This window comes from Rhodococcus sp. OK519, from assembly GCF_003051005.1.
GTDB lineage: Bacteria > Actinomycetota > Actinomycetes > Mycobacteriales > Mycobacteriaceae > Prescottella.
Genome location: NZ_QAOW01000004.1, coordinates 378,016 through 401,822 on the forward strand (window position 1 = coordinate 378,016; position 23,807 = coordinate 401,822).

Consider the following 23,807-nt stretch of genomic DNA (forward strand, 5'->3'; position numbering starts at 1 on the left):
AAGTCGTCTCTCGCCAGATCGTCTCTCGCCAGGTCGTCTGCGAGTTCGTCCGGTGCAGATCCGCCGGTCAGCTTCGTCACCACCTGCTGGACCACGCGGCTGGGACTGCGACTGTCGGTTCGTACCCGGATCGTCGCCACCTGTCGATACAGCGGCCGACGACGACGCATCAGTGCGTGGTACTTCGCCTTCGGGTCGGCACCGGCCAGCAGTGGTCTACCCGAACTCGTGCCCGTCCGTTTGAGGCCCTCCGCGACGCTGATCTCCAGGTACACCACGGTATGCCCCACCAGCCGGGACCGTGTGCGTTCGGACAGGATCGCACCACCGCCCAGGGACAGGATCCCGTCGTGGGACGCGAGTGCCTCCCCGATCACCTGCTCCTCGATCTCCCGGAAGAACGGTTCCCCGTCCGTCTCGAAGATCTCCGGGATGGTGCGGCCGGTCCGCCGCTCGATCTCCGCGTCGGTATCGAGCAACTCGACATCGAGTGCCTGCGCGAGCCGCCGGCCGATCGTCGACTTCCCCGCGCCCGGCGGCCCCACGAGCACAGCGCGCGGTGTCATCGGATCACCGCGGCGGACGAGCCGCGATGCCGTCGACGTATCGCTGAAAGTTCGAGCGGGTCTCGGCGATCGAGTCGCCGCCGAACTTGTCGAGCGCGGCCTGGGCAACCACGAGAGCCACCATCGCCTCCGCGACGACACCCGCGGCCGGGACCGCACACACGTCGGAGCGCTGATGGATGGCGACAGCCTCCTCGCCGGTAGCCATGTCGATGGTCGACAGGGCCCTCGGCACCGTGGAGATCGGCTTCATCGCGGCGCGTACGCGCAGCGCCTCACCGTTGGTCATGCCGCCCTCGAGCCCGCCTGCGCGGTTGGTGGAGCGCAGGATGCCGTCCGGCCCGGGTCGGATCTCGTCATGTGCCGCGCTGCCGCGGCGACGCGCCGTCTCGAAGCCGTCACCCACCTCGACGCCCTTGATCGCCTGGATGCCCATGAGTGCGGCGGCGAGCTTGGAGTCGAGACGGTCGGCACCACTGACGAACGAGCCCAGACCGACCGGCAGTCCGTGCACGATGACCTCGACGACGCCGCCGAGCGTGTCGCCGTCCTTCTTGGCGGCCTCGATCTCGGCGATCATGGAGATCTCCGCTGCTTCATCGAACGCCCGCACCGGGCTGGCATCGATCGCGTCGAGGTCGCCGGCCTGCGGGCCTGCGCCGACATACGGATCGGAAGCGCCGATCGAGATCACGTGGGACACCACCTCGACGCCGAACAATTGACGGAGGAACTGGCGGGCGACGGTGCCGGCCGCGACGCGAGCCGCGGTCTCGCGGGCGCTCGCGCGCTCGAGCACCGGACGGGCGTCGTCGAAGCCGTACTTGAGCATGCCCGAGTAATCGGCGTGACCGGGGCGCGGACGCGTCAGCGGCGCGTTACGCGCCTGACCGGCGAGTTCTGCCTCGTCCACCGGGTCGGGAGACATGATGGTCTCCCACTTGGGCCACTCGGTGTTGCCCACCTCGACGGCGATCGGGCCGCCGAGCGTGCGACCGTGCCGCACGCCGCCGATGATCGAGACCTTGTCGGCCTCGAACTTCATGCGGGCACCGCGGCCGTAGCCGAGACGACGGCGCGCCAGCTGCGTCGAGATGTCGTCGGACGTCACCTCGACACCGGCGACCATCCCCTCGAGCATCGCGACGAGGGCGGGACCATGGGATTCTCCAGCAGTTATCCAGCGCAACACATCCAGCATCTTTCCACGAGGAAGGGACCAGGTACGACAGTGGGCCGTCGGTGGGCCGTCGGTGGGCCGTCGGTGGGCCGTCGGCCGCTTTCGTCACACCCGCCACAGGCAGGTGCACCGCACGACGGCACCGGCAGAACTAGGAATCGAGTGCGGCGGCCATCGCCTCGCGGGGCGCGGGCATTCCGGTGAACTGCTCCACCTGGCCGTACGCCTGGTTCAGGAGCATCGCGAGTCCCCCGACGACGGTGCCGCCCGCCCGCGAGACGGCCTCCGCCAGCGGCGTCGGCCACGGATCGTAGATCGCGTCGAGCACGAACGGCGCCCGGCCGATCGCGTCGGCGAAGGGGGTTGCCCCCGCCGACGGGACGGTGCTCACGAGCACCGCGGACGCCGCGCAGACGTCGCCGAGTCGGGAGTCGTCGAACGGCAGGTGGCGCACGTCGAGGCCCACGGCCTCCGCGCAGTCGAGGGTGTCCCGTGCCCGGCCGGCATCGCGTGCGACGACGGTCACCGAGCCCACCCCGAGGTCCGCGAGCGCGACGAGCGCGGGCCGCGCCGTTCCGCCCGCTCCGACGACGACCGCCGACGCGCCGGTGAGGTCACCGATTCCGCCTTCGACGAGCGCGCCGCGGACACCGTCGACGTCGGTGCAGTCGGCGCGCCATCCGCCGTCGACGCGGACGAGCGTGTTGGCCGAGCCGATCGTGACGGCGCGGTCGGTGCGCTCGGTCGCGAACTCGAGGGCCGCGACCTTGCCGGGCATCGTCACCGACAGGCCCACCCATTCGGGCCCGAGGCCCGACACCAGCTCCGGTAGCTGCTCGCCGGTGCACTCGATCCGCTCGTACGTCCAGTCGACCAGCCCGAGCGCGCGATAGGCCGCGAGGTGAAGGTTCGGGGACTTCGAGTGTGAGATCGGGCTCCCGAGTACCCCAGCCTTCCGGGCCTTCCTGGCGTCACGGGCAGACACGTCGTTCACCTTCCGCTGTCGAGGATGCCGCTCGTGCGAGCCAACTCGATGTTCGCGAGGTGCTCGTCGTAGCTGCGGGTGAAGAGCGTGGTGCCCTTCTTGTCGATCGTCACGAAGTACAGGAAATCACCCGGCGCCGGATTCTCCACCGCGCGAAGCGCATTGATACTCGGCGACGCGATGGGCGTCGCCGGCAGGCCCGGCATGGCGTACGTGTTCCACGGGGTGACCCGGGCACGGTCGGCGTCGGTGGTGGCGACCTCGGTCTCGTCGAGGGAGTAGTTGACCGTCGAGTCGAACTGCAGCGGCTGGTTCACCGCGAGACGATTCACGACCACGCGCGCGACCTTGTCGAAGTCGGCGGGCAATGCCTCGCGTTCGACGAGCGACGCGACGATGAGCATCTGGTACGGGGCCAGGCCCACGCTGCCGCCCGCAGTCTCGAGACCCGTCGCCTCGTAGCTCTCGGCACTCGACCCGACCAGGTGGTGCAGGATCTCGACGGGCCCCTGGGTCGGATCGAAATCCCAGCTGCCGGCCGCGATCAGACCCTCGAGCTGACGATCCCGGTCCGGGACGTTGGCGACCGGCGTGCGCGCCCAGTCCGGGACGCCGAGCGCCGCGAGGTCCGCGCCCGCGCCCGCCTGGTTGAGCTGGTCGTAGCTGATGCACTTCTTCGTATCGGCCGGGCCGACACAGCTGGCTTCGGAGATGAGCGTGTAGATGCCCTTCTTCACCGCCCCCGTCTGGACATCACGGGTGTCGTGGAGCTGACGGCCTTCCGAGATCACCATCGCCCCGACGCGCGCGGTCGGCGACACGAGGGCCGCGACCGCGTCCGTTCCCGAGATCTGGGTGGCGACCGAGTAGAAGCCGGGCTGCACCGAACTCATCGCATCGTTGCGGAGCGCGGCGCGATAGAACGCGGCCCCGCTCTTGACGACGTCCTTGGTCGCCATCTCGTCGGCGATCTGATCCGCAGTGTCGCCGGGATGGACCTGCACGACCACTTCGGGACCACCCGGTCCCGCGTAGTCGGCCACGTCGCCGCCGGTGATCTGGCCGTACACCGCGACCGCGGCAGCGCCCAGCCCTCCGAGCAGAACCGCTCCGGCCAGGACTCCGATCACCCGGCCCCGGCGCTTGCGCCGTGCGGCCGCCTGCAACCGACGAGCCTCGCCGCGGCTGATGGGATGTGTGCCGACGGCGGTCGGCAGCGCTCGGCGGCGGTCGTCGTCGTACTCGTATCGGTCGTACTCCGGCTCGTAGCCGTAGCCCTGGTCGTGCGGCTGCCCGTACTCGGGCTCGAACGCGGGTCCGTGGTCGTTGCCGGACGCGTACCGGTAGTTGCCGTCGTGATCACCCGCATAGCCGGGGGTCGACTCGTATTCGGGACGACCCGACGGTGGCCGATGATCGTTCACAGGGCGTCTCCCGTGGGTCGATCGCCACCGTCCGCATCCGACACGTTCACCGCGCTACTCCGCTCGTCCAACCATCCCTGCAAGATCGCCACCGCTGCGGCCTGATCGATCATCGGCCGCTGTCCCTTGGCTCGGACACCGCTCTCCCGCAGTGCCCGCGACGCGGTGACCGTCGTCAAACGCTCATCGGCCATTCGCACCGGGATCGGCTCGATCCCGCGCTGTAATCGCCGAGCGAATGCGGATGCCAGATCCGCGGCCTTCCCTCGCTCACCGCGCAGCGTCTGCGGCAGCCCGACGATAACCTCGACGGCCTCGTACTCCTCGACAAGCGCGACAATCCGCCGGATGTCCGGCGCGTCGGGCCCCTTCTCCTTGGACCGCGGAACAGTCTCCACCGGCGTCGCGAGAATGCAGTCCGGGTCGCACGAGGCGACCCCGATCCGCACACTGCCGACGTCGACGCCGATCCGGCGTCCGCGCCCGGGATCGTCGACCCCGGGGCGATCGGGACCCGACCGGGCAGAACTGTCGGGACCCGACTGGGCAGTACTGTCGGGACCCGACGAGGCCGGGGCCACCGCTAGGAGTTTCCTGCCAGGTCGGCGACCCGGCCCCGGACACCCTCGAGCGCCGCGGGGATGCCGGAGACGTCGGAGCCGGAGCCCTGCGCCATGTCGGCCTTGCCGCCACCGCGTCCGCCGATCTGCGGGCCGAAGCTCGATACCAGCTCACCGGCCTTGATCCCGAGGTCCTGCGCCGCCTTGGTCGCGGCCACCACGAACGGCACCTTGCCGTCGGCGTCACCGAGCAGCACCACGACAGCGGGCTGCGTGCCGAAGCGGCCACGGATGTCGGTCACGAGGCTGCGCAGGTCGTTGCCGGCGACACCGTCGGGTGCCCGCTCGGCGACGAGCAGCACCTCACCGAAGCGGTGGGCCTTGTCGACGAACGTGCCCGCCGACGCGAGCACGGCTGCAGCCTTGGTGGCCTCGAGTTCCTTCTCGGCGACCTTGAGGCGTTCGACGAGCGCCTCGATACGGGCCGGGACCTCGTCCGACGGCACCTTGAGCGACGACGCGACCCCGGCGAGCAGCGCGCGCTCCTTCGCCAGGTAGCGATAGGAGTCGAGACCCACGAACGCCTCGACGCGGCGTATGCCGGAGCCCACCGAGGACTCGCCGAGCAGCGTGACGGGGCCGATCTGCGCCGACGTCTGCACGTGCGTACCGCCGCACAGTTCCATCGAGAACGGTCCGCCGATCTCGACGACTCGCACCTCGTCGCCGTAGTTCTCGCCGAAGAGCGCCATCGCACCCATCTGCTTGGCCTTGTCCAGATCGGTGACGAAGGTGTTCACCGCGTGGTTGGCGGCGACGGCCTCGTTGGAGACGACCTCGATTTCCTGCTTCTGCGACTCCGACAGCTGGCCCTGCCAGTTGAAGTCGAAGCGCAGGTAGCCCGGCTTGTTGAGCGAACCTGCCTGAACGGCGTTGGGGCCCAGCACCTGTCGCAGCGCCGCATGCACCATGTGGGTGCCGGAGTGGCCCTGCGTCGCACCCTTGCGCCATTCGGCGTCGACCTGCGCGAGAACGACATCGCCCTCGGTGATCTGGCCTTCCTTGACGGTGACCTTGTGGACCCAGACCTTCTTGGCGATCTTCTGCACGTCGTTGACCTGCACGCGCAGACCGGCCGCGGTGATCGTGCCGATGTCGGCGATCTGGCCGCCCGCCTCCGCGTACAGCGGGCTGCGGTCCAGGATGACCTCGACGTCCTGGCCCGCGGTCGCGGTGGGCACCCGGACACCGTTCGAGATGAGCGCGAGCACGTGCGCCTCGGACACCAGTTCGTTGAAGCCGGTGAACTCGGTGGGTCCGCGGTCGACCAGGTCCTTGTAGACGGTGAGGTCGGCGTGCGCGTGCTTGCGCGCCTGCGCGTCCTCCTTGGCACGCTTGCGCTGCTCGGCCATGAGCGAACGGAAGCCGTTCTCGTCGACGCTCAGGCCGGCCTCGGCCGCCATCTCCAGAGTCAGGTCGATCGGGAAGCCGTAGGTGTCGTGCAGGGCGAATGCCTCGCTGCCGCCGATGACCTTCTTGCCCGTGGACTTCACCTCGTCCGCCGCGATCTCGAAGCGCTTCGAGCCGGAGTCGAGGGTGCGCAGGAACGCTGTCTCCTCGCCGACGGCGACGTTCGAGATGCGCTCGAAGTCGGTCTCGAGGACCGGGTAGGACGGTGCCATCGTGTCGCGCACCACGGCCATGAACGCGCCCATCGACGGCTTGTCGGCTCCCAGCAGCTTCGCCGAGCGCACGATGCGGCGCAGCAGGCGACGCAGCACATAGCCGCGGCCGTCGTTGCCCGGGTTGACGCCGTCGGCGATGAGCATCGCGGCGGTGCGGGCATGGTCGGCGATCACGCGGAGGCGGACGTCGTCCTCGTTGTTCTTGCCGTACGCGCGGCCGCTGAGTTCCTCGGCCTTGGAGATGACGGGGCGCACGAGGTCCGTCTCGTACACGTTGTCGACGCCCTGCAGCAGGAACGCGACGCGTTCGACGCCCATGCCGGTGTCGATGTTCTGCTTCGGCAGCGGGCCGAGGATCTCGAAGCTGTCCTTGCCGGAGCCCTCGCCGCGCTCGTTCTGCATGAACACGAGGTTCCAGATCTCGAGGTAGCGGTCCTCGTCGGCCTCGGGGCCGCCCGGGGCGCCGTACTCGGGGCCGCGGTCGTAGTAGATCTCCGAGCACGGGCCGCACGGGCCGGGGACACCCATCGACCAGTAGTTGTCGGCCATACCGCGGCGCTGGATGCGCTCGTCCGGGATGCCGGCCTCTTCCTTCCAGATGTCGCGGGCCTCGTCGTCGTCCAGGTAGACGGTGACCCACAGTCGCTCGGGGTCGAAGCCGTAGCCGCCGTCCTCGACGCTGTCGGTGAGCAGCGCCCACGCGTGCTTGATCGCGCCGCGCTTGAAGTAGTCGCCGAAGCTGAAGTTGCCGGCCATCTGGAAGAACGTGTTGTGACGGGTGGTGACGCCGACGTTCTCGATGTCACCGGTGCGCACGCACTTCTGGACGCTGGTCGCGGTGGAGTACGGCGGGGTCTGCTGGCCGAGGAAGAACGGCTTGAACTGGACCATGCCCGCGTTGACGAACAGCAGGTTCGGATCGTCGAAGATCAGCGAGGCGCTGGGCACCTCGGTGTGGCCCGCCTTGACGAAATGGTCGAGGAAGCGCCTACGGATCTCGTGGGTCTGCACCGGGGTTCGTCCTAACTTATGTCCGTCTGATGAAACAGTGTCCAGCCGCCGACATCGCCACCGAAATGCGAATCAGCCATTCGCAAGCTTAACGCCCCGGCGCTCGCCATTTATTCGGCGGACGTGGCGGGCTCGGGCAGACGGTCACGACGGCGCCGGTCCTCGACGAAGTGGCCGACGACGACGAGGCTGCGAAACGCGGCGAAGCGGCGGTGACCACCCCCGCCCCCACGAAGCTCGCGGTGGCGCTGCAGCACATAGCCGGATTGTGACGCGGATCTCGCGACGACTCAGCGCCCTCGCACGATCCTCCGCAACTTTCCGACACGGGAGGCGATCTCGCGCTCCACGCCGTGCCCGGTCGGTTCGTAGTAGTCGACGCCGACGAGTTCGTCCGGCGGGTACTGCTGCGGGAGGACACCGTCCGGATGGTCGTGGGGGTATCGGTAACCCACCGCGTTGCCGAGCCCCGCGGCCCCGGCGTAATGGCCGTCCCGCAGGTGCGGGGGCACCAGCCCGGACTTTCCGGCCGAGACGTCGGCCATCGCCGCCCCGAGCGCGGCAATGACGGCCCCGGACTTGGGCGCGGTCGCCAGGTGGATCGTGGCCTGCGCCAACGCGAGCCGAGCCTCCGGCATGCCGATGAGCTGCACGGCCTGCGCGGCGGCGGTCGCGGTCTGCAACGCCGTCGGGTCGGCCATCCCGATGTCCTCGCTGGCGTGCACGACGAGTCGGCGGGCGATGAAGCGCGGATCCTCTCCCGCGGTGATCATCCGGGCGAGGTAGTGCAACGCGGCGTCGACGTCGGAGCCACGAATGGACTTGATGAACGCGCTGATGACGTCGTAGTGCTGGTCGCCGTCCCGGTCGTAGCGGACGGCCGCCTTGTCGACGCTCGATTCGACGGTCTCGAGGTCGAGCACGGCCGGCCGCTCGTCGGTCCTGTCGAGCGCGGCGCCGGCCGCGGCCTCGAGCGCGGTGAGCGCGCGGCGAGCGTCACCGGCGGCGAGACGGACCAGGTGTTCGAGCGCGTCGTCGGCGATCTCGACGGAACCGCCGAGGCCCCGCTCGTCGGCGCGGGCCCGCTCGATGACCACGCGGATGTCGTCGGAGGTGAGGGACTGCAGTTGCAGCACCAGGGAGCGTGACAGCAGCGGAGAGACGACCGAGAACGACGGGTTCTCCGTGGTGGCAGCCACCAGCAGGACAATCCGGTTCTCGACCGCGGCCAGCAGCGCGTCCTGCTGTGTCTTGGAGAAGCGATGGACCTCGTCGATGAACAGCACCGTCTGCTCGCCCTGGAGCAGCCTGCGGCGAGCCAGTTCGATGACACCCCGCACCTCCTTGACGCCCGCGGACAGGGCTGACAGCGCCTCGAACTTGCGTCCGGTCGCGCCGGAGATCAGCGAGGCCAGCGTGGTCTTGCCGGTACCGGGCGGGCCGTAGAGCATGACGGACGACGCCCCCGATCCCTCGACCAGCCGGCGCAACGGGGTGCCGGCACCGAGAAGGTGCTGCTGCCCGACGACCTCGGACAGATCGGTGGGACGCATCCGCACGGCCAGCGGAGCACCGGGATGTGGACGGGACACCTGCCGAGGAGCCGACGTGAGCGGCTCGACCTCGGGTTCGGCCGCGGAGTCGGCCGAGGGTGCCTCGAACAGGCCCGCCGAAGCATCGGCCGGGTCCGTGTCGCCGAAGAAATCAGTCACGCCCCGACGCTACTAGCCGGCACCGACGCGCCGACCAGGCCACACTCAGGAGTGACCCCGCGCACGATGCGTCTCGTCGGAGGTCGGTGCACGCAACAATCCCTCCCAGGCGTCGATGCATGCCGACAACTCGCCTTCATCGGGAGACGCACTCGACCGACCGTAGCGGGCCAGCGTCCGCAGCGCGCTCTCGTAGACCATCATGATCCGTTGCCGCCGTGCATCTTTCGGAAGATCGACGAGGGCATCGGCGAGGGCGTCGCGTAACGCCCGGTCGACGGCGATGCCGCTGGCGGTCACAACCGGATCTGCCGCACCGAATACGCTGCCGAGGACTTCGGTGTCCAGCAACCGGTCGACGAGACCGACGTAGTGGTTTCCTTCGCGAAGACTGTCGGCGAGCGGCTGCACGAGGCACCACAGCGCGTCTCGGACACCCAACCGACCGTGACGCGTGCTCCGTTCACGGATCATCGCCTCCCGCTCCGCGTTGATCACGGGCAATCGATGCTCGAGAACTGCTTCGAGCAACTTCTCCTTCGAACCGAAGTAGTAGGTGATCACCGACGAGTTGTGTTGCCCTGCGGCACTGCGGATCTCAGCCAGGGTGACTGCCCCGTAGCCGCGCCGGGCAAACAGTCGCTCGGCCGTCTCGACCAGGAGGACCCGCGTCTCCTGGCCGGCGCTGTAGTGGCCACGTCGGGCGGTCATGGCTGCCCACCCTAATCGAGCCGGATCTCGACTCGGCGCGCCCCGACGCCTTTCCGGCATTGCGCGCGTTTATCGTGCGATCGCCGATCTGTAAACCCCTGAGCGCACGGGGAGTGCATCCATTCCGGAAATTAATAGCCTCCCATTACTTTGACTGTCGTCCCAGTCCCCCAGCCGAATTCGAGGACGATCGATGACGACACTCGCACACCCCATCGTGACCGTCGTTCCGCTCGCCGGAGCGATAGGCGCCGAGATCCGCGGCCTCGACGTAGCCAACCTGTCCGACGCGGATCTCCACGCCGTCCGGGACGCGCTGCACCGCCACGGGGTTCTGTTCTTCCCCGCGCAAGGTGTCGACCCCGCCACCCATCTGGCGTTCGCGCGGAAGTTCGGCGAGATCGTCTACCCGCACGAGCACCTGGCCCACCTCGGCGACGAGGGCTACCGCGAGATCAGCGTCATCAGCACCGACAACGGCAGCGCCTACCAGGCCAATCGCTGGCACTGCGACGTGGCGTGGAGGCCGGAGCCGACGCGCTTCAGCGTGCTGCACATGCAGGTACTGCCCGCCGTCGGCGGCGACACGCTGTGGTCCAACCAGTACGCGGCGCTCGACGCGTTGTCTCCGCCGATCCGCGAAGCGCTGTACGGACTGACGGCCACGCATCGGATCGCGCCGCTGCCCAACGTCCCGGAGGCCGTTCACCCGCTGGTGATCCGACATCCGGACACCGGGCGCGAAGCACTGTTCGTCAACGATCTGTTCACGTCCGCGATCAACGACGTCACCGACGACGAGAGCCGCGCGCTCCTCGGGCTACTGAAATCCGTCTCGATCCGACCCGAGTTCACCGTCCGCCGCCGCTGGGCTGTCGGCGACATCGCGATCTGGGACAACCACTTCGTCCAACACAACGCCATCTACGACTACGGCGATCAACCGCGTCGGATCCACCGCATCGAGGTCGCTCCCGAGGCGCCCGTCCCGGCCCGCTGATCTGCTGCCCGGCAGCGCACCACACCACCCATTCCGAAACCCCGTTCCCTCAAGGAGGAATCGTGACCACCCTCGAGACTCGCCCCACCACCGCGTCCGACATCTACGCCGCCGGCGGCATCACCGTCACCAAGCTGGGAGAGCACATCGGCGCCCTGATCGAGGGCGTCCATGTGTCCGGCGACATCGCCGCCGAGACCGCCTACGCGATCCGCTACGCGCTGGCCGCCAACAAGGTGGTCGTCTTCCGCGGCCAGCACCACGTCACGGACGACATCCAGTACCAGTTCGCGGGCACGCTCGGCTCGCAGACGACCACCCACCCGACGCTGACGTCCGAGGACAACCGGACGCTGGTCATCGAAGGTGCTGCGAACAGCTGGCACACCGACGTCAGCTTCATCGACCGGATCCCGAAGGCCTCGATCCTGCGCGCGGTGGACATCCCGCCCTACGGCGGCGCCACCACGTGGGCGTCGACCACCGCCGCTTACGCGCAGCTACCCGTCCCGCTCCGGGCGCTCGTGGACAACCTGTGGGCCGTCCACAGCAACGAATACGACTACGCGGGCGTGCACGCCGATCGCAAGGGCATCGCGGTCACCACCGAGAACACGATGCACAGCTTCACCCGCCTGAAGTTCGAGATCGAGCACCCCGTGGTCCGCGTCCACCCCGAAACCGGCGAGAGGTCGCTGCTGCTCGGTCATTTCGTCAAGAACTTCGTCGGTCTGAAGACGTCGGAGTCGGCCGCGTTGTTCCAGCTCCTCCAGGACCGGGTCGTCCGGCTCGAGAACACCCTCCGCTGGGCCTGGACGCCGGGCGACCTGGCGATCTGGGACAACCGCGCGACCCAGCACTACGGCATCGCGGACTTCGGCTCGCACAAGCGCAGCGTCCACCGAGTGACGCTGGCCGGCGACGTCCCGGTCTCGGTCGACGGCGATGCCAGCCGCATCCTCTCCGGCGATGCCTCGCACTTCTCGGTCGTCGACACCTCCGACCGTTTCCCCGGCTTCACCGCCTGATTCGCCCACGCCGCAGACGTCAGCGAGCGGAAGTCGCCTTGGGCGCCATCGCGACGGAGGAGAATTGCGCGACGAGCGGGCGCAGGAGCAGGAGCAGGAGCAGGACACAGTATTCGGTTCGAGTCGCTCCGTCGGGCCAGTCCGTACAGAACAGAGGAGAGCCCCGATGGATCGCACTCAGCTACCCATCCACCTGACCCAGGACGCGGTCGAGCCCGCGCACGACGTCCGCCATCAGCAGGAGCCCCTCCCCGGACCTCCGAGGGTGACCGCCCCCGAGGGTGCACCCAACGCACTGGTGATTCTGCTCGACGACATGGGCTTCGGTGCCTCGTCGGCCTTCGGTGGGCCGTGCTCGATGCCGGTCGCCGAGCAGCTGGCGGCCGACGGGCTGAGGTTCAACCGCTTCCACACCACGGCGATCTGCTCGCCGACACGGGCGGCGCTGCTCACCGGGCGCAATCACCACAGCGTGGGAATGGGGGTCGTCACCGATTTCTCCTCCAGCGCCCCGGGCTACACGGGCATCCGCCCCCTGGACGCCGCGCCGCTGGCACGGACCTTGCGGGAGAACGGCTACGCGACCGGTGTATTCGGCAAGTGGCACCAGATCCCGCAGGACGAGATCACGCCAGTCGGCCCGTTCACGCACTGGCCGACCCAGGAGGGCTTCGACACCTTCTACGGGATCATCGGCGGGGCTGACGATCAGTTCCACCCGAACCTGTACTCCGGCACCGCGCAAGTGGAGCCGCCGTCGACGCCGGAGCAGGGTTACCACCTCTCCGAGGACCTGGTCGACAAGACCAGGGACTGGATCCGATCGGTGCGCGACGTCGACAAGGAGCGCCCCTGGTTCGCCTACCTGCCCTTCGGTGCCACCCACTCCCCCTTCCAGGTTCCCGACTCATGGCGGGACCGGTACCGCGGAAAGTTCAACCACGGCTGGGACGAGCAACGCGAGCAGACTCTCGAGCGGCAGAAGGAGCTGGGCGTCGTCCCGCCCGACACGCTCCTGTCGCCCTGGCCCGACGGTGCTCCACATTGGGATGAGCTCGACGACGACGGGCGCGTCGTGGCAGAGCGGCTCATGGAGATGTACGCGTCCTTCGCCGAGCACACCGATGAGCAGGTCGGTCGACTGGTCGAGTATCTCCGTGCCAGCGGAGAGCTCGAGAACACGATGGTCTTCTACATCCTGGGCGACAACGGTGCCTCCTGCGAGGGGCGCCTGACGGGTACGTTCAACGAGTCGCGGACCTACAACGGACTGCCTGAGACCGCCGCCGAAATTCGTGGCCGCCTCGACGAGATCGGGGGGCCGACCAGCTATGTGAACTACCCGGTCAGCTGGGCCCTGGCCATGGACACCCCGTTCCAGTGGACCAAGCAGGTCGCGTCCCACTTCGGGGGAACCCGCAACGGGCTCGTCGTGCACTGGCCGAAGGAGATCTCTGAAGGCGGCGGCGTCCGCACGCAGTGGCACCATGTCATCGACGTGGCACCGACCATCTTGGAGGCCGCCGGAATCCCGCATCCCGACCAGGTCGACGGGATCAGCCAGCGCCCCATCGAGGGCACCTCGATGCTCTACGCGCTCCGCGACGGCGCCGCGCCCGACCGGCACCTCACCCAGTACTTCGAGATCTTCGGCAACCGCGGGATCTTCCACGAAGGCTGGACCGCGGTCACCAAGCACCGTTCACCATGGGACCTGTCGCGGACCGAGCCCATCCCGTTCGACCAGGACACGTGGGAGCTGTACGACACCACCCGTGACTTCTCCCAAGCCACCGACCTGGCCTCCGAGCACCCGGAACGGCTGGCCGCGCTGCAGGAGCTGTTCCTGGAGCAGGCACGGTTGCACCAGGTGCTGCCGCTCGATGATCGAGGCATCGAACGCATGGACGCGGCTGTCGCCGGGCGCCGCATCCCCGACCTGGGCGGGCGGGTCACCGTGCCGGCCGGCACGCGTCGGCTACCGACCGCGGCGTTCCCCAGCACGTCGAACACATCGTTTCGGCTGAGCGTGCCCGTAGTGGCCGACAGTGAGGGGTCCGACGGCGTCCTGGTGAGCTTGGGCAACTCCTTCAACGGGCTCTCCTTCTACGTCCGAGAAGGGGTGGTGTCGTTCGCCCACAACCTGTGCGGGCTGGTCACCACGCATGTACGCGCCACCGAGCCACTGACGGCCGGCGAACACCTGCTCGAGTACCTGTTCAACTATGACGGCGGAGGCATAGGTCGGGGCGGGACCGGTCAGGTCCTCATCGACGGTCGGATCGTCGGGGAGGGTCGCGTCGAACGCACGGCTCTGTTCGGTTCCGGTCGGCTGACGGTGGGCGCGAACCCCGGCACGCCGGTCACCTCCGACTACGCCCGCGCCGGCGAGTACCGGTACACCGGTCGGGTCGGCGAGGTCACCGTCGAAACCGATGCCGCAACCAGCTGGCCCACCAACGCTCAGCGGCTCGAGGCGGAGCTCGTCACGCACTGACCGCCACCCCATCCAGCGGCGGTCTTGTAAAGGATTCGACGCACGGGGATCAGATACCTCGGCAATCTGATTCCCTCCAATTACTTTGGTCCTCATACCTTCTCCGGCCCCGGCCCACTGACAGCCGACGTCGGTTCGGCCGGCGGCATCACCGTCACCACGCTCGGCGCGAACGTCGGCGCCCGGCGCTCTTCGCCGGCTTCACCGCCTGAATCTCCTCCGCCCCAACGAGTTCGCCCCCTCCACACGTCCCCGAAAGGACCTCCTGTGTTCAGCCGCCCTGTCCTCCCCCGGCGCCGCTCCCTGTTGGGAGCTCTCGCCCTGTCCGTCGTCGGTGTCCTCGGCGTCGCGGGGTGCAACTCCGCGGTCGACCAGGCCGGCGCCGACACCCGAACCGAGGTCACGGAGGGCGGCGTCCTTCGGATCGGCGACGGTGGTGATCTGACCCCCGCGTCGCTGTACTCGGGCGCCCCCGCGCAGGCCGCCATCACCGGTCTGGTCTACGACACCCTGATCCGTTACCCCGCCGACAGCCTCGACCCGCAGCCGAAACTGGCGACGTCCTGGAAAGTCTCCGACGACAAGCTGTCGGTGCACCTGGCACTGCGTGACGACGTGACCTTCCACAACGGCAAGCCGCTCACTTCTGCGGATGTCGAGTCCAGCATCCGGACGTACGCCGATCCCGCCCGATCCGGGCAGCTCGCCCGCACAGCCGCACTGGTCGCCGACTTCGACACCAGCGACCCGCACGCGATCACGCTCACGCTCGCCAGACCCGCCGGAAACTTCTTCGACCTGCTCGACGTCATGCCGATCATCGACCAGGACACCCTGCCCGATCTCGACACCGGCAAGGGCTACAACGGGACCGGTGCGTTCCGGTTCGTCTCCTGGAAGCCGGGAGCGTCGATCACGTTCGACGCCGACAAGCAGTACTGGGGCGGGGCGCCGCACCTCGACGGGGTGGAATACGTCATCGTCCCCGACGCCCAGACGCGGGTCTCGCAGCTGCGGTCCGGCCAACTCGACCTACTGCTCAACATTGCGCCCCGCGACGCCGACGAACTGGGCAGCAATCCCGGTTTCCAGGTGGTCGACCAAACCGGCGTGCAACGCACCGCGTACATCGGCGCCAACGTGCAGGCGCCGGGGCTCAGCGACGTCCGGCTTCGCCAGGCGATCGCCCACGCGGTGGACCGAGATCGGATCGTCGCCGATGTCTACCAGGGGCACGGGAGCGTCGCCAGCCTGCCCTGGCCGGAGTACTCCCCCGCATTCGACGCGGATCTGAACGGCACGTACGACCACGACGCCGAGAAGGCCGAGGCACTGGTCGCCGAGGTCGGCAGCGTGCCGGTCATCCCCGTCGCATACACGGCGGGATCCACCGAATCCGAGGCAGTCGCACAGATCCTCCAGGCCGACCTCGCCGCGGTCGGGATCGAGACCACACTCCAGCCTCAGGACCAGGCCACCACCCTCAAGAACCTGATCGGGGGCACCTACGGCGGCCTGTGGATCACCGAGCACACTTTCGCGCAGTACACACCGGCAACCCTGCCCACCAGCGCCTACGTGTACAACGCGAACAAGAACGCGTCGAACTTTTCCAACGCTGAATACAAGGCCGCTGTCGAAAAGGTCTGGGGGATCACCGATCCGAGCAGTACCGACGCCGAGGACGCGTACCGGGCGCTGAACGCCGAGCTGCTCGACAACGCCTTCGTGATCGGCCTGTTCAACCATGAGAACGAGCTGGCCACTTCCGCCGACGTCCACGGCGTGGGCTGGACCAAGAAGGGCGAGCTCGACCTGAGCAACGCCTACCTGGCTGGGTGACGAACGATGCTGCGCTACAGCCTCCGTCGGATCCCCTCCGCCCTGATCGTGCTCGCTGTCGGCTCGGTGGTGATCTTCACCCTGCTGCGGCTGGTGCCCGGCGACCCGGCCCAGATCCTTGCGGGCCCGGACTCCTCCCCTGAGGCACTCGAGTCGATCCGTGACGAGCTCGGTCTGACCGGGTCACAAGTTGGCCAGTACTTCTCATGGCTCGGCGGTGTCGCCTCGTTCGATCTCGGACATTCGCTGACCCTCGGCGGCGACATCGGTTCCCTACTGCTCGACGCACTCGGTAACACCCTGGTTCTCGCGGTGGCGGCACTGTTGATCGCCGTTGTCATCTCGTTCACGCTGAGCACGGCCTCGGTGATCATCGACCGGCGCTGGCTCGACAGCATCGTGACGACGTTCGGCACGATCGCGGTGGCAATCCCGAACTTCGTCACCGGCGCGATCCTGGTGGTGCTGTTCGGTGTGGTGTGGGCGGTGCTGCCCGCGGGAGGCGTTCCGAGGAAGGGTTTCCTCGATGATCCCGGAATCTCCGTGCAGTACCTGATCCTTCCCGCCGTCTGTCTGGCGCTGCCGATCGCCGCTGCGCTGACCCGGTTCCTCACCGAGTCGCTGCGCAGCCAACTCGCGGAACCGTACGTCACGACAGCTCAGGCCCTGGGGATCTCACGCCGTCGCATCGTGCTGACGCAGGTCCTGCCCAACGCGTTGCCCTCGACGCTCACGGTGTTGGGGATCCAGGTCGGCCACCTACTCGGCGGAACCGTTCTGGTGGAGGCGATCTTCGCCTGGCCGGGGCTGGGACACCTGATCGAGCGGGCGATCTCGAGCCGAGACTATCCCGTCGTGCAGGTGATGCTGCTCTTCTCCATCGCACTGTTCGTTGCCATCCAATTGGTCACCGACCTCGTCAACGCGTGGCTCGATCCGCGAATCAGGCTGGGAGGTCAGGCATGAGCACCGTTTTCGACACCGCACCCGAGGACGAGGCGGCGACCACCACCGGGGCCGATCGACTCGATCGCTGGGCCGCGCTGCGCAGCGGTCGGGGGCTGGCCGGGCTCATCCTGGTGGTCATCGTCGTGCTCGCCGGCCTCGCGGCGCCCTGGCTCGCGCCGTTTGCACCGGACGAGCAGACCGCCGGGGCGGCGCTGCAAGGGCCGAGCGGTCAGCACCTGCTCGGCACCGACTCCGTCGGACGCGACATCCTGTCCCGGACCCTCCACGGCATCCGGATCGACCTGCTCGTGATCTTTCTGGCGGTGCCGGCCGGCGCGGTGATCGGCTCGCTGCTCGGTCTCGCGGCCACGCGGCACGGCCGCATCGACCACGCTCTCCAACGCGCTTTCGACCTGATCCTCGCCTTCCCGACCATCGTCCTCGCCATCGCGCTCACGATGGTCATCGGACCAGGTGTCTGGACGATCGCGACGGTGATCGTGCTCGCCGAGATCCCGGTGTTCGGTCGACTGACCCGAACCTCGGTGCTCACGGTGCGGCAGGCGCCCTTCGTCGAGGCCGCGCGGACGCTCGGCGCCGACGAGGGGTGGATCCTGCGCCGACACGTCCTGCCGAACTGCCTCGAACCGCTGACCGTGCAACTCGCGCTGGCGATGTCTGTGGGGGTGTTCATCGAGGGAGCCATGAGCTTCCTCGGCCTCGGAATCGTCCCACCCACCCCGTCGCTCGGCTCCCTCATCAAGGAGGGCACGCAGAACGCCTATCACTCGCCGTTCTTCGTCGTCGGCCCTCTTGTCGTCGTCGTCGTCCTCGTGCTCGGCCTGCTCCTGATCTCGCAAGCTCTCGCCGCCCGGTCACGGCTGCGGTGACCCACCACTCCAAGGACCCCTCGTGCCCCCTTCACTACTCGACATCCGTGACCTGACCATCGCCTTCGGACAGGCACGACCCGCCGTCGACTCCGCCTCACTCGAGGTCGCACGCGGTGAGTTCGTAGCCCTGGTCGGCGAATCCGGCTCCGGCAAGTCCATGACCGCGCGCGCGATCCTGGGTCTGTTGCCCGGCGGCGCCACAGCACAGGGGTCGATCGTCCTCGACGGACAGGAACTGATCGGAGCAACCGAACCCGAGCTCGAGCGGTTGCGCGGTTCGAAGGTGTCGTTGATCTTCCAGGAGCCGCAGAGCGCGCTGAACCCGGTCCGCCGCATCGGGTGGCAGCTCCGTGAGGCGATCCGCGCGCACCGGAAGATCTCGAAGACCGACGCACGCGACGCCGCCATCCACCTGCTCGAGCAGGTGGAGATCCCCGACCCCCGACGACGCGTGGACTATTTCCCCCACCAACTGTCCGGGGGACAGAAACAGCGGGTCGCGATCGCGCTCGCATTGGCGGGAGAACCCGATCTGCTCGTCGCCGACGAGCCGACCACCGCCCTCGACGTCACGGTGCAGGCCGAGATCCTGGCGCTGCTCGGCCGTGTCCGCCTCCGATCCGGCATGGGCATCCTGCTGATCACCCACAACATGGGTGTGGTGGCGCAGCACGCTGACCGCGTCATCGTCATGCGCGCCGGAGAGATCGTCGAAACCGGCGGTGTTCATTCGGTGTTCGACGCCCCGACCCACCCATACACCCGGTCCCTGCTGGCAGCGGTCCCGCGACTTCCCGAACAGGCCGGCGCCGAGCTACCCGGACGGGCCACCGATGTCGTACTCGAGTTCGACGCGGCCACCGTCACCTACGCGGCGCACCACGGGAATCCCGCGTTCCGCGCCGTTGACGGGGTGACCCTCACGGTCGGCCGGGGCGAGGTACTCGGACTGGTGGGCGAATCCGGTTCCGGTAAGACCACGCTCGGACGGGCCGCCGTCGGACTGGTGGGACTCACCGCGGGCCGAGTGCTCGTCGAAGGACAGGACCTCGGGGACATCTCCGCCCGGCAACTCCGCGAGTTGCGCCGTGACGTGGCGTTCGTGCAGCAGGACCCCGCGACATCGCTCGATCCCCGGTTGACGATCGCCGCGAGTATCCGCGAACCGCTCGACGTGCACGGCGTCGGGTCGTCGACGGAACGTCGCCGGCGAGTGCTCGAACTCCTCGACGCCGTTCGGTTGCCCGCCCCCTTCGCCGACCGCTTCCCCCATCAACTGTCGGGCGGTCAGCGCCAGCGGGTGGCGTTGGCCCGCGCGCTCGCGCTGCGACCGAAACTGCTCATCGCCGACGAACCCACGAGCGCACTGGACGTGTCCGTGCAGGCCGAGGTGCTCCAACTCTTCACCTCCATCCAGCACGACCTCGGCTTCGCGTGCTTGTTCATCAGCCACGACCTGGCGGTGGTGCACCAGGTCGCGGATCGGGTCGCGGTCCTGCGGTCCGGATCGGTGATCGAGACGGGACCGGTCGACGCCGTGTTCACAGCGCCTCGCGAGAACTACACGCGAACGCTCATCGAGGCGGTGCCGCTACCCGATCCGGCGCGGCGTCCCACCCACTCGGCGCGCCGGAGCCCCGCCGCGGTCTGACACCGACGCCCGGACCGACGCGAAAAGATCTCGGCCTCATGACCTCCACACGAGCCTTGTCAGCGACCGAACAACGAGGCGAAGAAGCCCGACTTGGCCGGCTTCTCGCACTTGCAGCGCTCCGCGTTCGGAACGGTTCGCATGACGCTGTCGACGTGCTGGCCGCAGCCGCCCCACGTGGTCTTGGCGCAGGTCTTACAGGTGACGGGATAACACACGGCAAATCTCCTCAGTAGTGGCGGAAGGTGCCACCCACGATACCCCCAGGGGTATCTGATGCAATGTGCGTGTGCCCACACTCCCGACCTACTCGTTCAGTCGCGCGGTGCGGTCACGCGAATCCTGTCGACCCGCCCCGACAGCTCGAGCCGACGCGCCAGCACCGGGTTGTCGACGGCCTGACTCTCGTGGCATGCGATCGCAGCGAACTGCATCTCGCGATCGACCTCGACATCGATCACCCCGTCCCCGTCGAACCCGCCGAAGTCCGTACCGAACTCGGCGTTCAACGCCTCGGCAACCGTCGGCGCGACACCCCACTCCAGCACTCGCAGACCCTGCTCGCCCGCGATCCGGACAGCGGACGCCGTCGCCGCTCGATGGTCCGGATGGCCGGTGACACCGCTCGCCTCGAAGACGATCAGCGTGGCCGCCCCACGCAGCGCGTCCCTAACGACGGCGTCGAGGTCGTCGGGGGCCACCGTGGCGAGGCCGCCGTCAGGAAAGTCGAGTAGGTCGACGGCGGTGACCCCGAGCAGCTCCGCCGCGGCCGACAATTCGTCCCGGCGCACCGTGGCGAGGTCCACCCCGGCGCCGAGCGTGCTGGCCTCGCCACTCGTCAGACACAGCACCCGAAGGTCCGCGCCCGCGACCGCGAGCGCCGACAGCACGCCACCCAGACCGAAGCTCTCGTCGTCCGGGTGGGCCATCACCGCCAGCGCCGGCCCGCCGGACACGAGATCCCGCAGCACCGCCTCTCCTGCCGCCTCGATCACACCGAGCCCCTTTCGTCGCCCCCCCCCAATTCGTCGTCCGCCCAGCTTCCCACCGAACGACACCCCGAACACGACTTCGCCGCCAGTCTCGTCGCCTTACGCTGTAAAGTGCTGTGAACTGCCGGTTTTACAGCGTAAGGAGATGCGTGGCGCCATCCGACACAGAGCGCGGCGCCGCGGCACGCACGATGCAGTTGCTGTGGAGTCCCCCGGGGGCACCGTCGCCCTCGACGGCCGGGCTCACCCTCGAGGCGATTATCGATGCAGCAACGGTCATCGCCGACGAGCGGGGCGATGCCGCGGTGCCCCTGCGTGCGATCGGGGATCGCCTGGGGTGCACGGCGATGGCGCTCTACACCTACGTGGGGGGAAAGGCCGAACTCCTCGACCTCATGCACGACCGCACGTATGCACAGTTCGGTACAGCGCCACCGGTCTCGGTGGTCGAGTGGTGCGAGCGACTCCTCGAGTTGTATCTCGCGCATCCCTGGATGCTCGACCTCGCGCACTCTCGGCCCGCGCTCGGCCCGCACCAGCAGCAGGCCTTCGAATCACTGCTCGGCACTCTCGTGCCCAACAGTTTCGATCGTCGCGATGTCGTGGCGATCGCGTCGTCGGCGTTCTCGCTCCCGGCCTCGGCTGCGCGCACGATCGTCGATGCCCGCGGGGCGCTGTCGGGTTCGGTCGAGGACAACGAGCTGTGGTGGAACGAGCGGATGGACACCCTCGCGGCGGCCGCACCGGATTTTGCCGCCAGGTTTCCCCTCGCGAGTGGCCTGTCGCAGCACCAACCAGCGGCGGGGACCGGGACTACCCCCGATGATGTCCCGACGCTGGAGCGCGCGGCCCGCGATAACCTGCGCCGCGCAGTCGAACTGCTGGTCGCCGGCGCGTCAGGAAGAGACTGAGCCTCAGCCGATCCGCTCGTGGAGTCGCGCGACCACCTGTGCGGCGTGGTCGGCCACCTCGAGGGATCCGGATTCGTGCGCGAACCGCGCGAGGCTTTCCCACCGCGCCGTGAGCGCCTCTGCGCGCGGCGCGGACAATTGGTGTCCCCGAACCGCCGCGATGCGCGTGTAGTCCTCGGGCAGGAAAAGGAACGTGCTGAGCCACACCCACACGAGCTGTGCGTCGATGACGCGCTCGTTGAGGAAGTCGTCGTCGGCGAGGACCGGCCACATCCCGACGACCTCGGCCCGCCACGCCTCGGTCATCGCGCGCGCCCGCTCGTACGAGAGCTCGATACTGCACAGGCAGGCGGGGAACGAGACCAGTGCGTACGCCAGATCGAGGGTGGCATCCCGGAAGCCGCCCCACTCGTAGTCGAGGAAGCGGACGCCGGCGTCGTTGACGATGATGTTGTCCGGGCACAGGTCCGACGGGCTGAAGGCACGGAATCGGCCCCCGCCGAACAGTTTCCCGGCCCGCGCAGCGATCTCCAACACGGCGGACGGAACCTCGACACCGAGTTTCTCGGCCAAGAGCGCAGGCACCGTCTCGAGCGACGCCGCGGCCTGCTCCGCGACGACGTCGCCACAGTGGGCCACCTCGGCACGCCGCAGGAGCGCGGTGAAGTCTTCCTCGCGGCCGACGGTCGCGGCATGCATCCGCCCCAGAGCCTGGGCCATGGCCATCAGCGAGTTGGTGACCGAGTCGGGATCCGCGTTCTTGAGCAGTGTGGCGAACGGCGTGGAATCGCCGAGATCGCCCAGGACGAGAAGGCGCTCGTCGAAGTCGTAGGCAAGCAACTCGGCACCGGGACGGCTTTCCGTCGCCAGGGCCGTCGCGAACTGATAGGACACCGCTTCCCGGAGGAATGCCACGTCGACCGAGTCGGAGTCGATGCCGTCGAACTCGATACGCCGTGGATCGGCCGCCTTGCGCGTCGACTCACGGACCTGCTTGAGAATGAGTGTGCGCGGCAGGGAGAACGGATTCTCCGCCACGCGAACGCGAAGCACGATCGTGCGGCCACTTCCCCCGAGGTCGACAGGATCGACGAGTCGGACAGCAGCGCCCGTACGACGGGCGAGCAACTTCTCGGCTGCGGCAACGACCTCGGAGAGGGGTTCCGCCAATATTGCGGTCATCGCTCACCAACCTACCTGGCCGGGCCGGTCGGGGCCCGGTATTCAATGCCGCGGAAACCGAACCGAGTCCACTGACCTGGGAAGATGACGATTTGTGTGTCGGTTGCGGTTATCACCCGTGCGCTGCAGCAGCAGGACGAGCACGGCCGCAATCACGATGCCCGTCAGGTTGACCCCCAACTGCGCGGCCGACATGAGGGCCACTCTCCACTCACCGAGGGCTGCGGCTACGGCCGTGAATCCGGCCGCCGGAACCGTGGTCACGGAGATGAACACTCCGACCAGGGCGGCAGACTTCGAGGACACCAGGGCGAGCATGCCCGCCGCGCCGGCGAGCAACGCCACGATGAACGACGACAGCCCGACGCGATAGATGAAGTCGACCTGGTGGAGGTCCTTGATCGTCGCCAGATCGACCCAGCCCAGCAGCTTCGCCACCAATGTGCAGGCCACCGTCACCGCAATGGCGAAGGGGAAGCCGACGACCAGTGCGAACAGCGAGCGGCGAGCCAGGCTGAACTTCCGGCGAGCGACCGCGACGGCGAGCGCCGCCAGTGGCCCGAACTCGGGTCCCACGACCATCGCGCCGACGATCGTGACCGGCGAATCGGTGACGATGCCCACCGAGGCGAGCAGGCACGCGATGGTAAGGAACGCCAGGAAGGTGATGTTGAGGGTCGACTCGTCGCGCGTGCGAGTGGTCAGTTCGTCCCATACGACCGTGTCGTCCGGGTCGCCCGGGGCCGCCCGTTCGGCAGCCCGGGCCGAGTCCGACAGCACCGTCTCGATCGGCACGAGGGTGATCGCGCCGCGGTGCTCGATCTTCAGCTCGTGGAGCTGGTCGAGCACCTCGTTGGCAGACTCGCGGGCGATGTCCGCCTGGACCACGTCGCCGACGGGCTCGACGGCGGAGCCCCGCGCCACTGTGATGTGGGTGGCGCCGGGCTCCTCCTCGAGCAGCGCGAGGACCTCGTCGGTGATATCCCCCGGACAGATCACACGCAGATGCAGCACTTGCGGTTCCCCCCG

At 68.4% G+C, this 23,807-nt stretch carries 20 protein-coding genes and 1 pseudogene; 8 read left to right on the plus strand and 13 right to left on the minus strand.

Annotated elements, in window-relative coordinates; translation table 11 throughout:
• Positions 1 to 68: 68 nt before the first annotated feature.
• The 9 genes and pseudogenes from C8K36_RS14110 to C8K36_RS14145 form a co-directional block, all read right to left on the minus strand.
• Positions 69 to 566: pseudogene (locus C8K36_RS14110) on the minus strand (shikimate kinase); the annotation flags it as partial.
• Positions 567 to 570: 4 nt separating this feature from the next.
• The gene (aroC, locus tag C8K36_RS14115) at positions 571 to 1,758 is read right to left on the minus strand and encodes a chorismate synthase (RefSeq protein WP_107985210.1); all 1,188 of its coding nucleotides are present in this window, start codon (positions 1,756 to 1,758) and stop codon (positions 571 to 573) included.
• A gap of 139 nt (positions 1,759 to 1,897) precedes the next feature.
• On the minus strand, positions 1,898 to 2,740 hold the full coding sequence (locus tag C8K36_RS14120) for a shikimate dehydrogenase (protein ID WP_107985109.1): 843 nt from the start codon (positions 2,738 to 2,740) through the stop codon (positions 1,898 to 1,900).
• A complete protein-coding gene (gene mltG, locus C8K36_RS14125; RefSeq protein ID WP_107985110.1) occupies positions 2,737 to 4,155 on the minus strand; it encodes an endolytic transglycosylase MltG in 1,419 nt (472 codons plus the stop codon). Before mltG ends, C8K36_RS14120 begins: the two co-directional genes overlap by 4 nt.
• On the minus strand, positions 4,152 to 4,736 hold the full coding sequence (gene ruvX, locus C8K36_RS14130; RefSeq protein ID WP_107985111.1) for a Holliday junction resolvase RuvX: 585 nt from the start codon (positions 4,734 to 4,736) through the stop codon (positions 4,152 to 4,154). The genes mltG and ruvX overlap by 4 nt, the downstream gene beginning before the upstream one ends.
• A gap of 2 nt (positions 4,737 to 4,738) precedes the next feature.
• Positions 4,739 to 7,411: an alanine--tRNA ligase gene (alaS, locus tag C8K36_RS14135; RefSeq protein WP_107985112.1), complete on the minus strand. Its 2,673-nt coding sequence runs from the start codon at positions 7,409 to 7,411 to the stop codon at positions 4,739 to 4,741.
• A 110-nt stretch (positions 7,412 to 7,521) separates the two neighbouring features.
• The gene (locus C8K36_RS24825) at positions 7,522 to 7,668 is read right to left on the minus strand and encodes a hypothetical protein (protein ID WP_181319544.1); all 147 of its coding nucleotides are present in this window, start codon (positions 7,666 to 7,668) and stop codon (positions 7,522 to 7,524) included.
• A gap of 33 nt (positions 7,669 to 7,701) precedes the next feature.
• Positions 7,702 to 9,123 (minus strand): replication-associated recombination protein A, encoded by a 1,422-nt coding sequence (locus tag C8K36_RS14140; RefSeq protein WP_107985113.1) that lies wholly within the window; start codon positions 9,121 to 9,123, stop codon positions 7,702 to 7,704.
• Between the two features lie 45 nt (positions 9,124 to 9,168).
• Positions 9,169 to 9,834, minus strand: a complete 666-nt coding sequence (locus tag C8K36_RS14145) for a TetR/AcrR family transcriptional regulator (RefSeq protein WP_107985114.1) — start codon at positions 9,832 to 9,834, stop codon at positions 9,169 to 9,171.
• Positions 9,835 to 10,027: 193 nt separating this feature from the next.
• Here C8K36_RS14145 and C8K36_RS14150 point away from each other — a divergent pair, with 193 nt between their 5' ends.
• The 7 genes from C8K36_RS14150 to C8K36_RS14180 all read left to right on the plus strand — a co-directional run bounded on the left by C8K36_RS14150 (position 10,028) and on the right by C8K36_RS14180 (position 19,693).
• Positions 10,028 to 10,834, plus strand: coding sequence for a TauD/TfdA dioxygenase family protein (locus C8K36_RS14150; protein WP_107985115.1), 807 nt, complete (start codon positions 10,028 to 10,030; stop codon positions 10,832 to 10,834).
• 62 nt (positions 10,835 to 10,896) lie between these two features.
• Positions 10,897 to 11,862 (plus strand): TauD/TfdA dioxygenase family protein, encoded by a 966-nt coding sequence (locus tag C8K36_RS14155; RefSeq protein ID WP_107985116.1) that lies wholly within the window; start codon positions 10,897 to 10,899, stop codon positions 11,860 to 11,862.
• Between the two features lie 166 nt (positions 11,863 to 12,028).
• Complete coding sequence (locus C8K36_RS14160; protein WP_107985117.1) at positions 12,029 to 14,359, plus strand: arylsulfatase; 2,331 nt, start codon at positions 12,029 to 12,031, stop codon at positions 14,357 to 14,359.
• A gap of 267 nt (positions 14,360 to 14,626) precedes the next feature.
• Positions 14,627 to 16,201, plus strand: coding sequence for an ABC transporter substrate-binding protein (locus C8K36_RS14165; protein ID WP_107985118.1), 1,575 nt, complete (start codon positions 14,627 to 14,629; stop codon positions 16,199 to 16,201).
• Between the two features lie 6 nt (positions 16,202 to 16,207).
• Positions 16,208 to 17,167, plus strand: coding sequence for an ABC transporter permease (locus tag C8K36_RS14170; RefSeq protein ID WP_107985119.1), 960 nt, complete (start codon positions 16,208 to 16,210; stop codon positions 17,165 to 17,167).
• On the plus strand, positions 17,164 to 18,039 hold the full coding sequence (locus tag C8K36_RS14175; RefSeq protein WP_107985120.1) for an ABC transporter permease: 876 nt from the start codon (positions 17,164 to 17,166) through the stop codon (positions 18,037 to 18,039). Before C8K36_RS14170 ends, C8K36_RS14175 begins: the two co-directional genes overlap by 4 nt.
• Before the next feature lie 22 nt (positions 18,040 to 18,061).
• A complete protein-coding gene (locus C8K36_RS14180; protein ID WP_107985121.1) occupies positions 18,062 to 19,693 on the plus strand; it encodes an ABC transporter ATP-binding protein in 1,632 nt (543 codons plus the stop codon).
• Positions 19,694 to 19,752: 59 nt separating this feature from the next.
• On the opposite strand, the gene C8K36_RS24830 is transcribed toward C8K36_RS14180, so the two are convergent.
• Complete coding sequence (locus C8K36_RS24830; protein WP_181319545.1) at positions 19,753 to 19,911, minus strand: hypothetical protein; 159 nt, start codon at positions 19,909 to 19,911, stop codon at positions 19,753 to 19,755.
• Positions 19,912 to 20,007: 96 nt separating this feature from the next.
• On the minus strand, positions 20,008 to 20,622 hold the full coding sequence (locus tag C8K36_RS14185; protein WP_107985211.1) for a PIG-L deacetylase family protein: 615 nt from the start codon (positions 20,620 to 20,622) through the stop codon (positions 20,008 to 20,010).
• Between the two features lie 212 nt (positions 20,623 to 20,834).
• On the opposite strand from C8K36_RS14185, the gene C8K36_RS14190 reads away from it, so the two are divergent.
• Positions 20,835 to 21,596 (plus strand): TetR/AcrR family transcriptional regulator, encoded by a 762-nt coding sequence (locus tag C8K36_RS14190; RefSeq protein WP_258195413.1) that lies wholly within the window; start codon positions 20,835 to 20,837, stop codon positions 21,594 to 21,596.
• Positions 21,597 to 21,599: 3 nt separating this feature from the next.
• On the opposite strand, the gene C8K36_RS14195 is transcribed toward C8K36_RS14190, so the two are convergent.
• Together C8K36_RS14195 and C8K36_RS14200 are read right to left on the minus strand one after the other, a co-directional pair.
• Positions 21,600 to 22,778 (minus strand): kinase, encoded by a 1,179-nt coding sequence (locus C8K36_RS14195; protein WP_107985123.1) that lies wholly within the window; start codon positions 22,776 to 22,778, stop codon positions 21,600 to 21,602.
• A 42-nt stretch (positions 22,779 to 22,820) separates the two neighbouring features.
• Positions 22,821 to 23,792 (minus strand): DUF389 domain-containing protein, encoded by a 972-nt coding sequence (locus C8K36_RS14200; protein WP_107985124.1) that lies wholly within the window; start codon positions 23,790 to 23,792, stop codon positions 22,821 to 22,823.
• Positions 23,793 to 23,807: the final 15 nt, after the last annotated feature.

Bases quoted from the DNA above. Each gene is read 5' to 3' on its own strand.
- C8K36_RS14145 (WP_107985114.1), bottom strand. From the start codon at position 9,834: ATGACCGCCCGACGTGGCCACTACAGCGCCGGCCAGGAGACGCGGGTC.
- C8K36_RS14150 (WP_107985115.1), top strand. From the start codon at position 10,028: ATGACGACACTCGCACACCCCATCGTGACCGTCGTTCCGCTCGCCGGA.
- C8K36_RS14160 (WP_107985117.1), top strand. From the start codon at position 12,029: ATGGATCGCACTCAGCTACCCATCCACCTGACCCAGGACGCGGTCGAG.
- C8K36_RS14170 (WP_107985119.1), top strand. From the start codon at position 16,208: ATGCTGCGCTACAGCCTCCGTCGGATCCCCTCCGCCCTGATCGTGCTC.
- C8K36_RS14175 (WP_107985120.1), top strand. From the start codon at position 17,164: ATGAGCACCGTTTTCGACACCGCACCCGAGGACGAGGCGGCGACCACC.
- C8K36_RS14185 (WP_107985211.1), bottom strand. From the start codon at position 20,622: ATGGCCCACCCGGACGACGAGAGCTTCGGTCTGGGTGGCGTGCTGTCG.
- C8K36_RS14195 (WP_107985123.1), bottom strand. From the start codon at position 22,778: ATGACCGCAATATTGGCGGAACCCCTCTCCGAGGTCGTTGCCGCAGCC.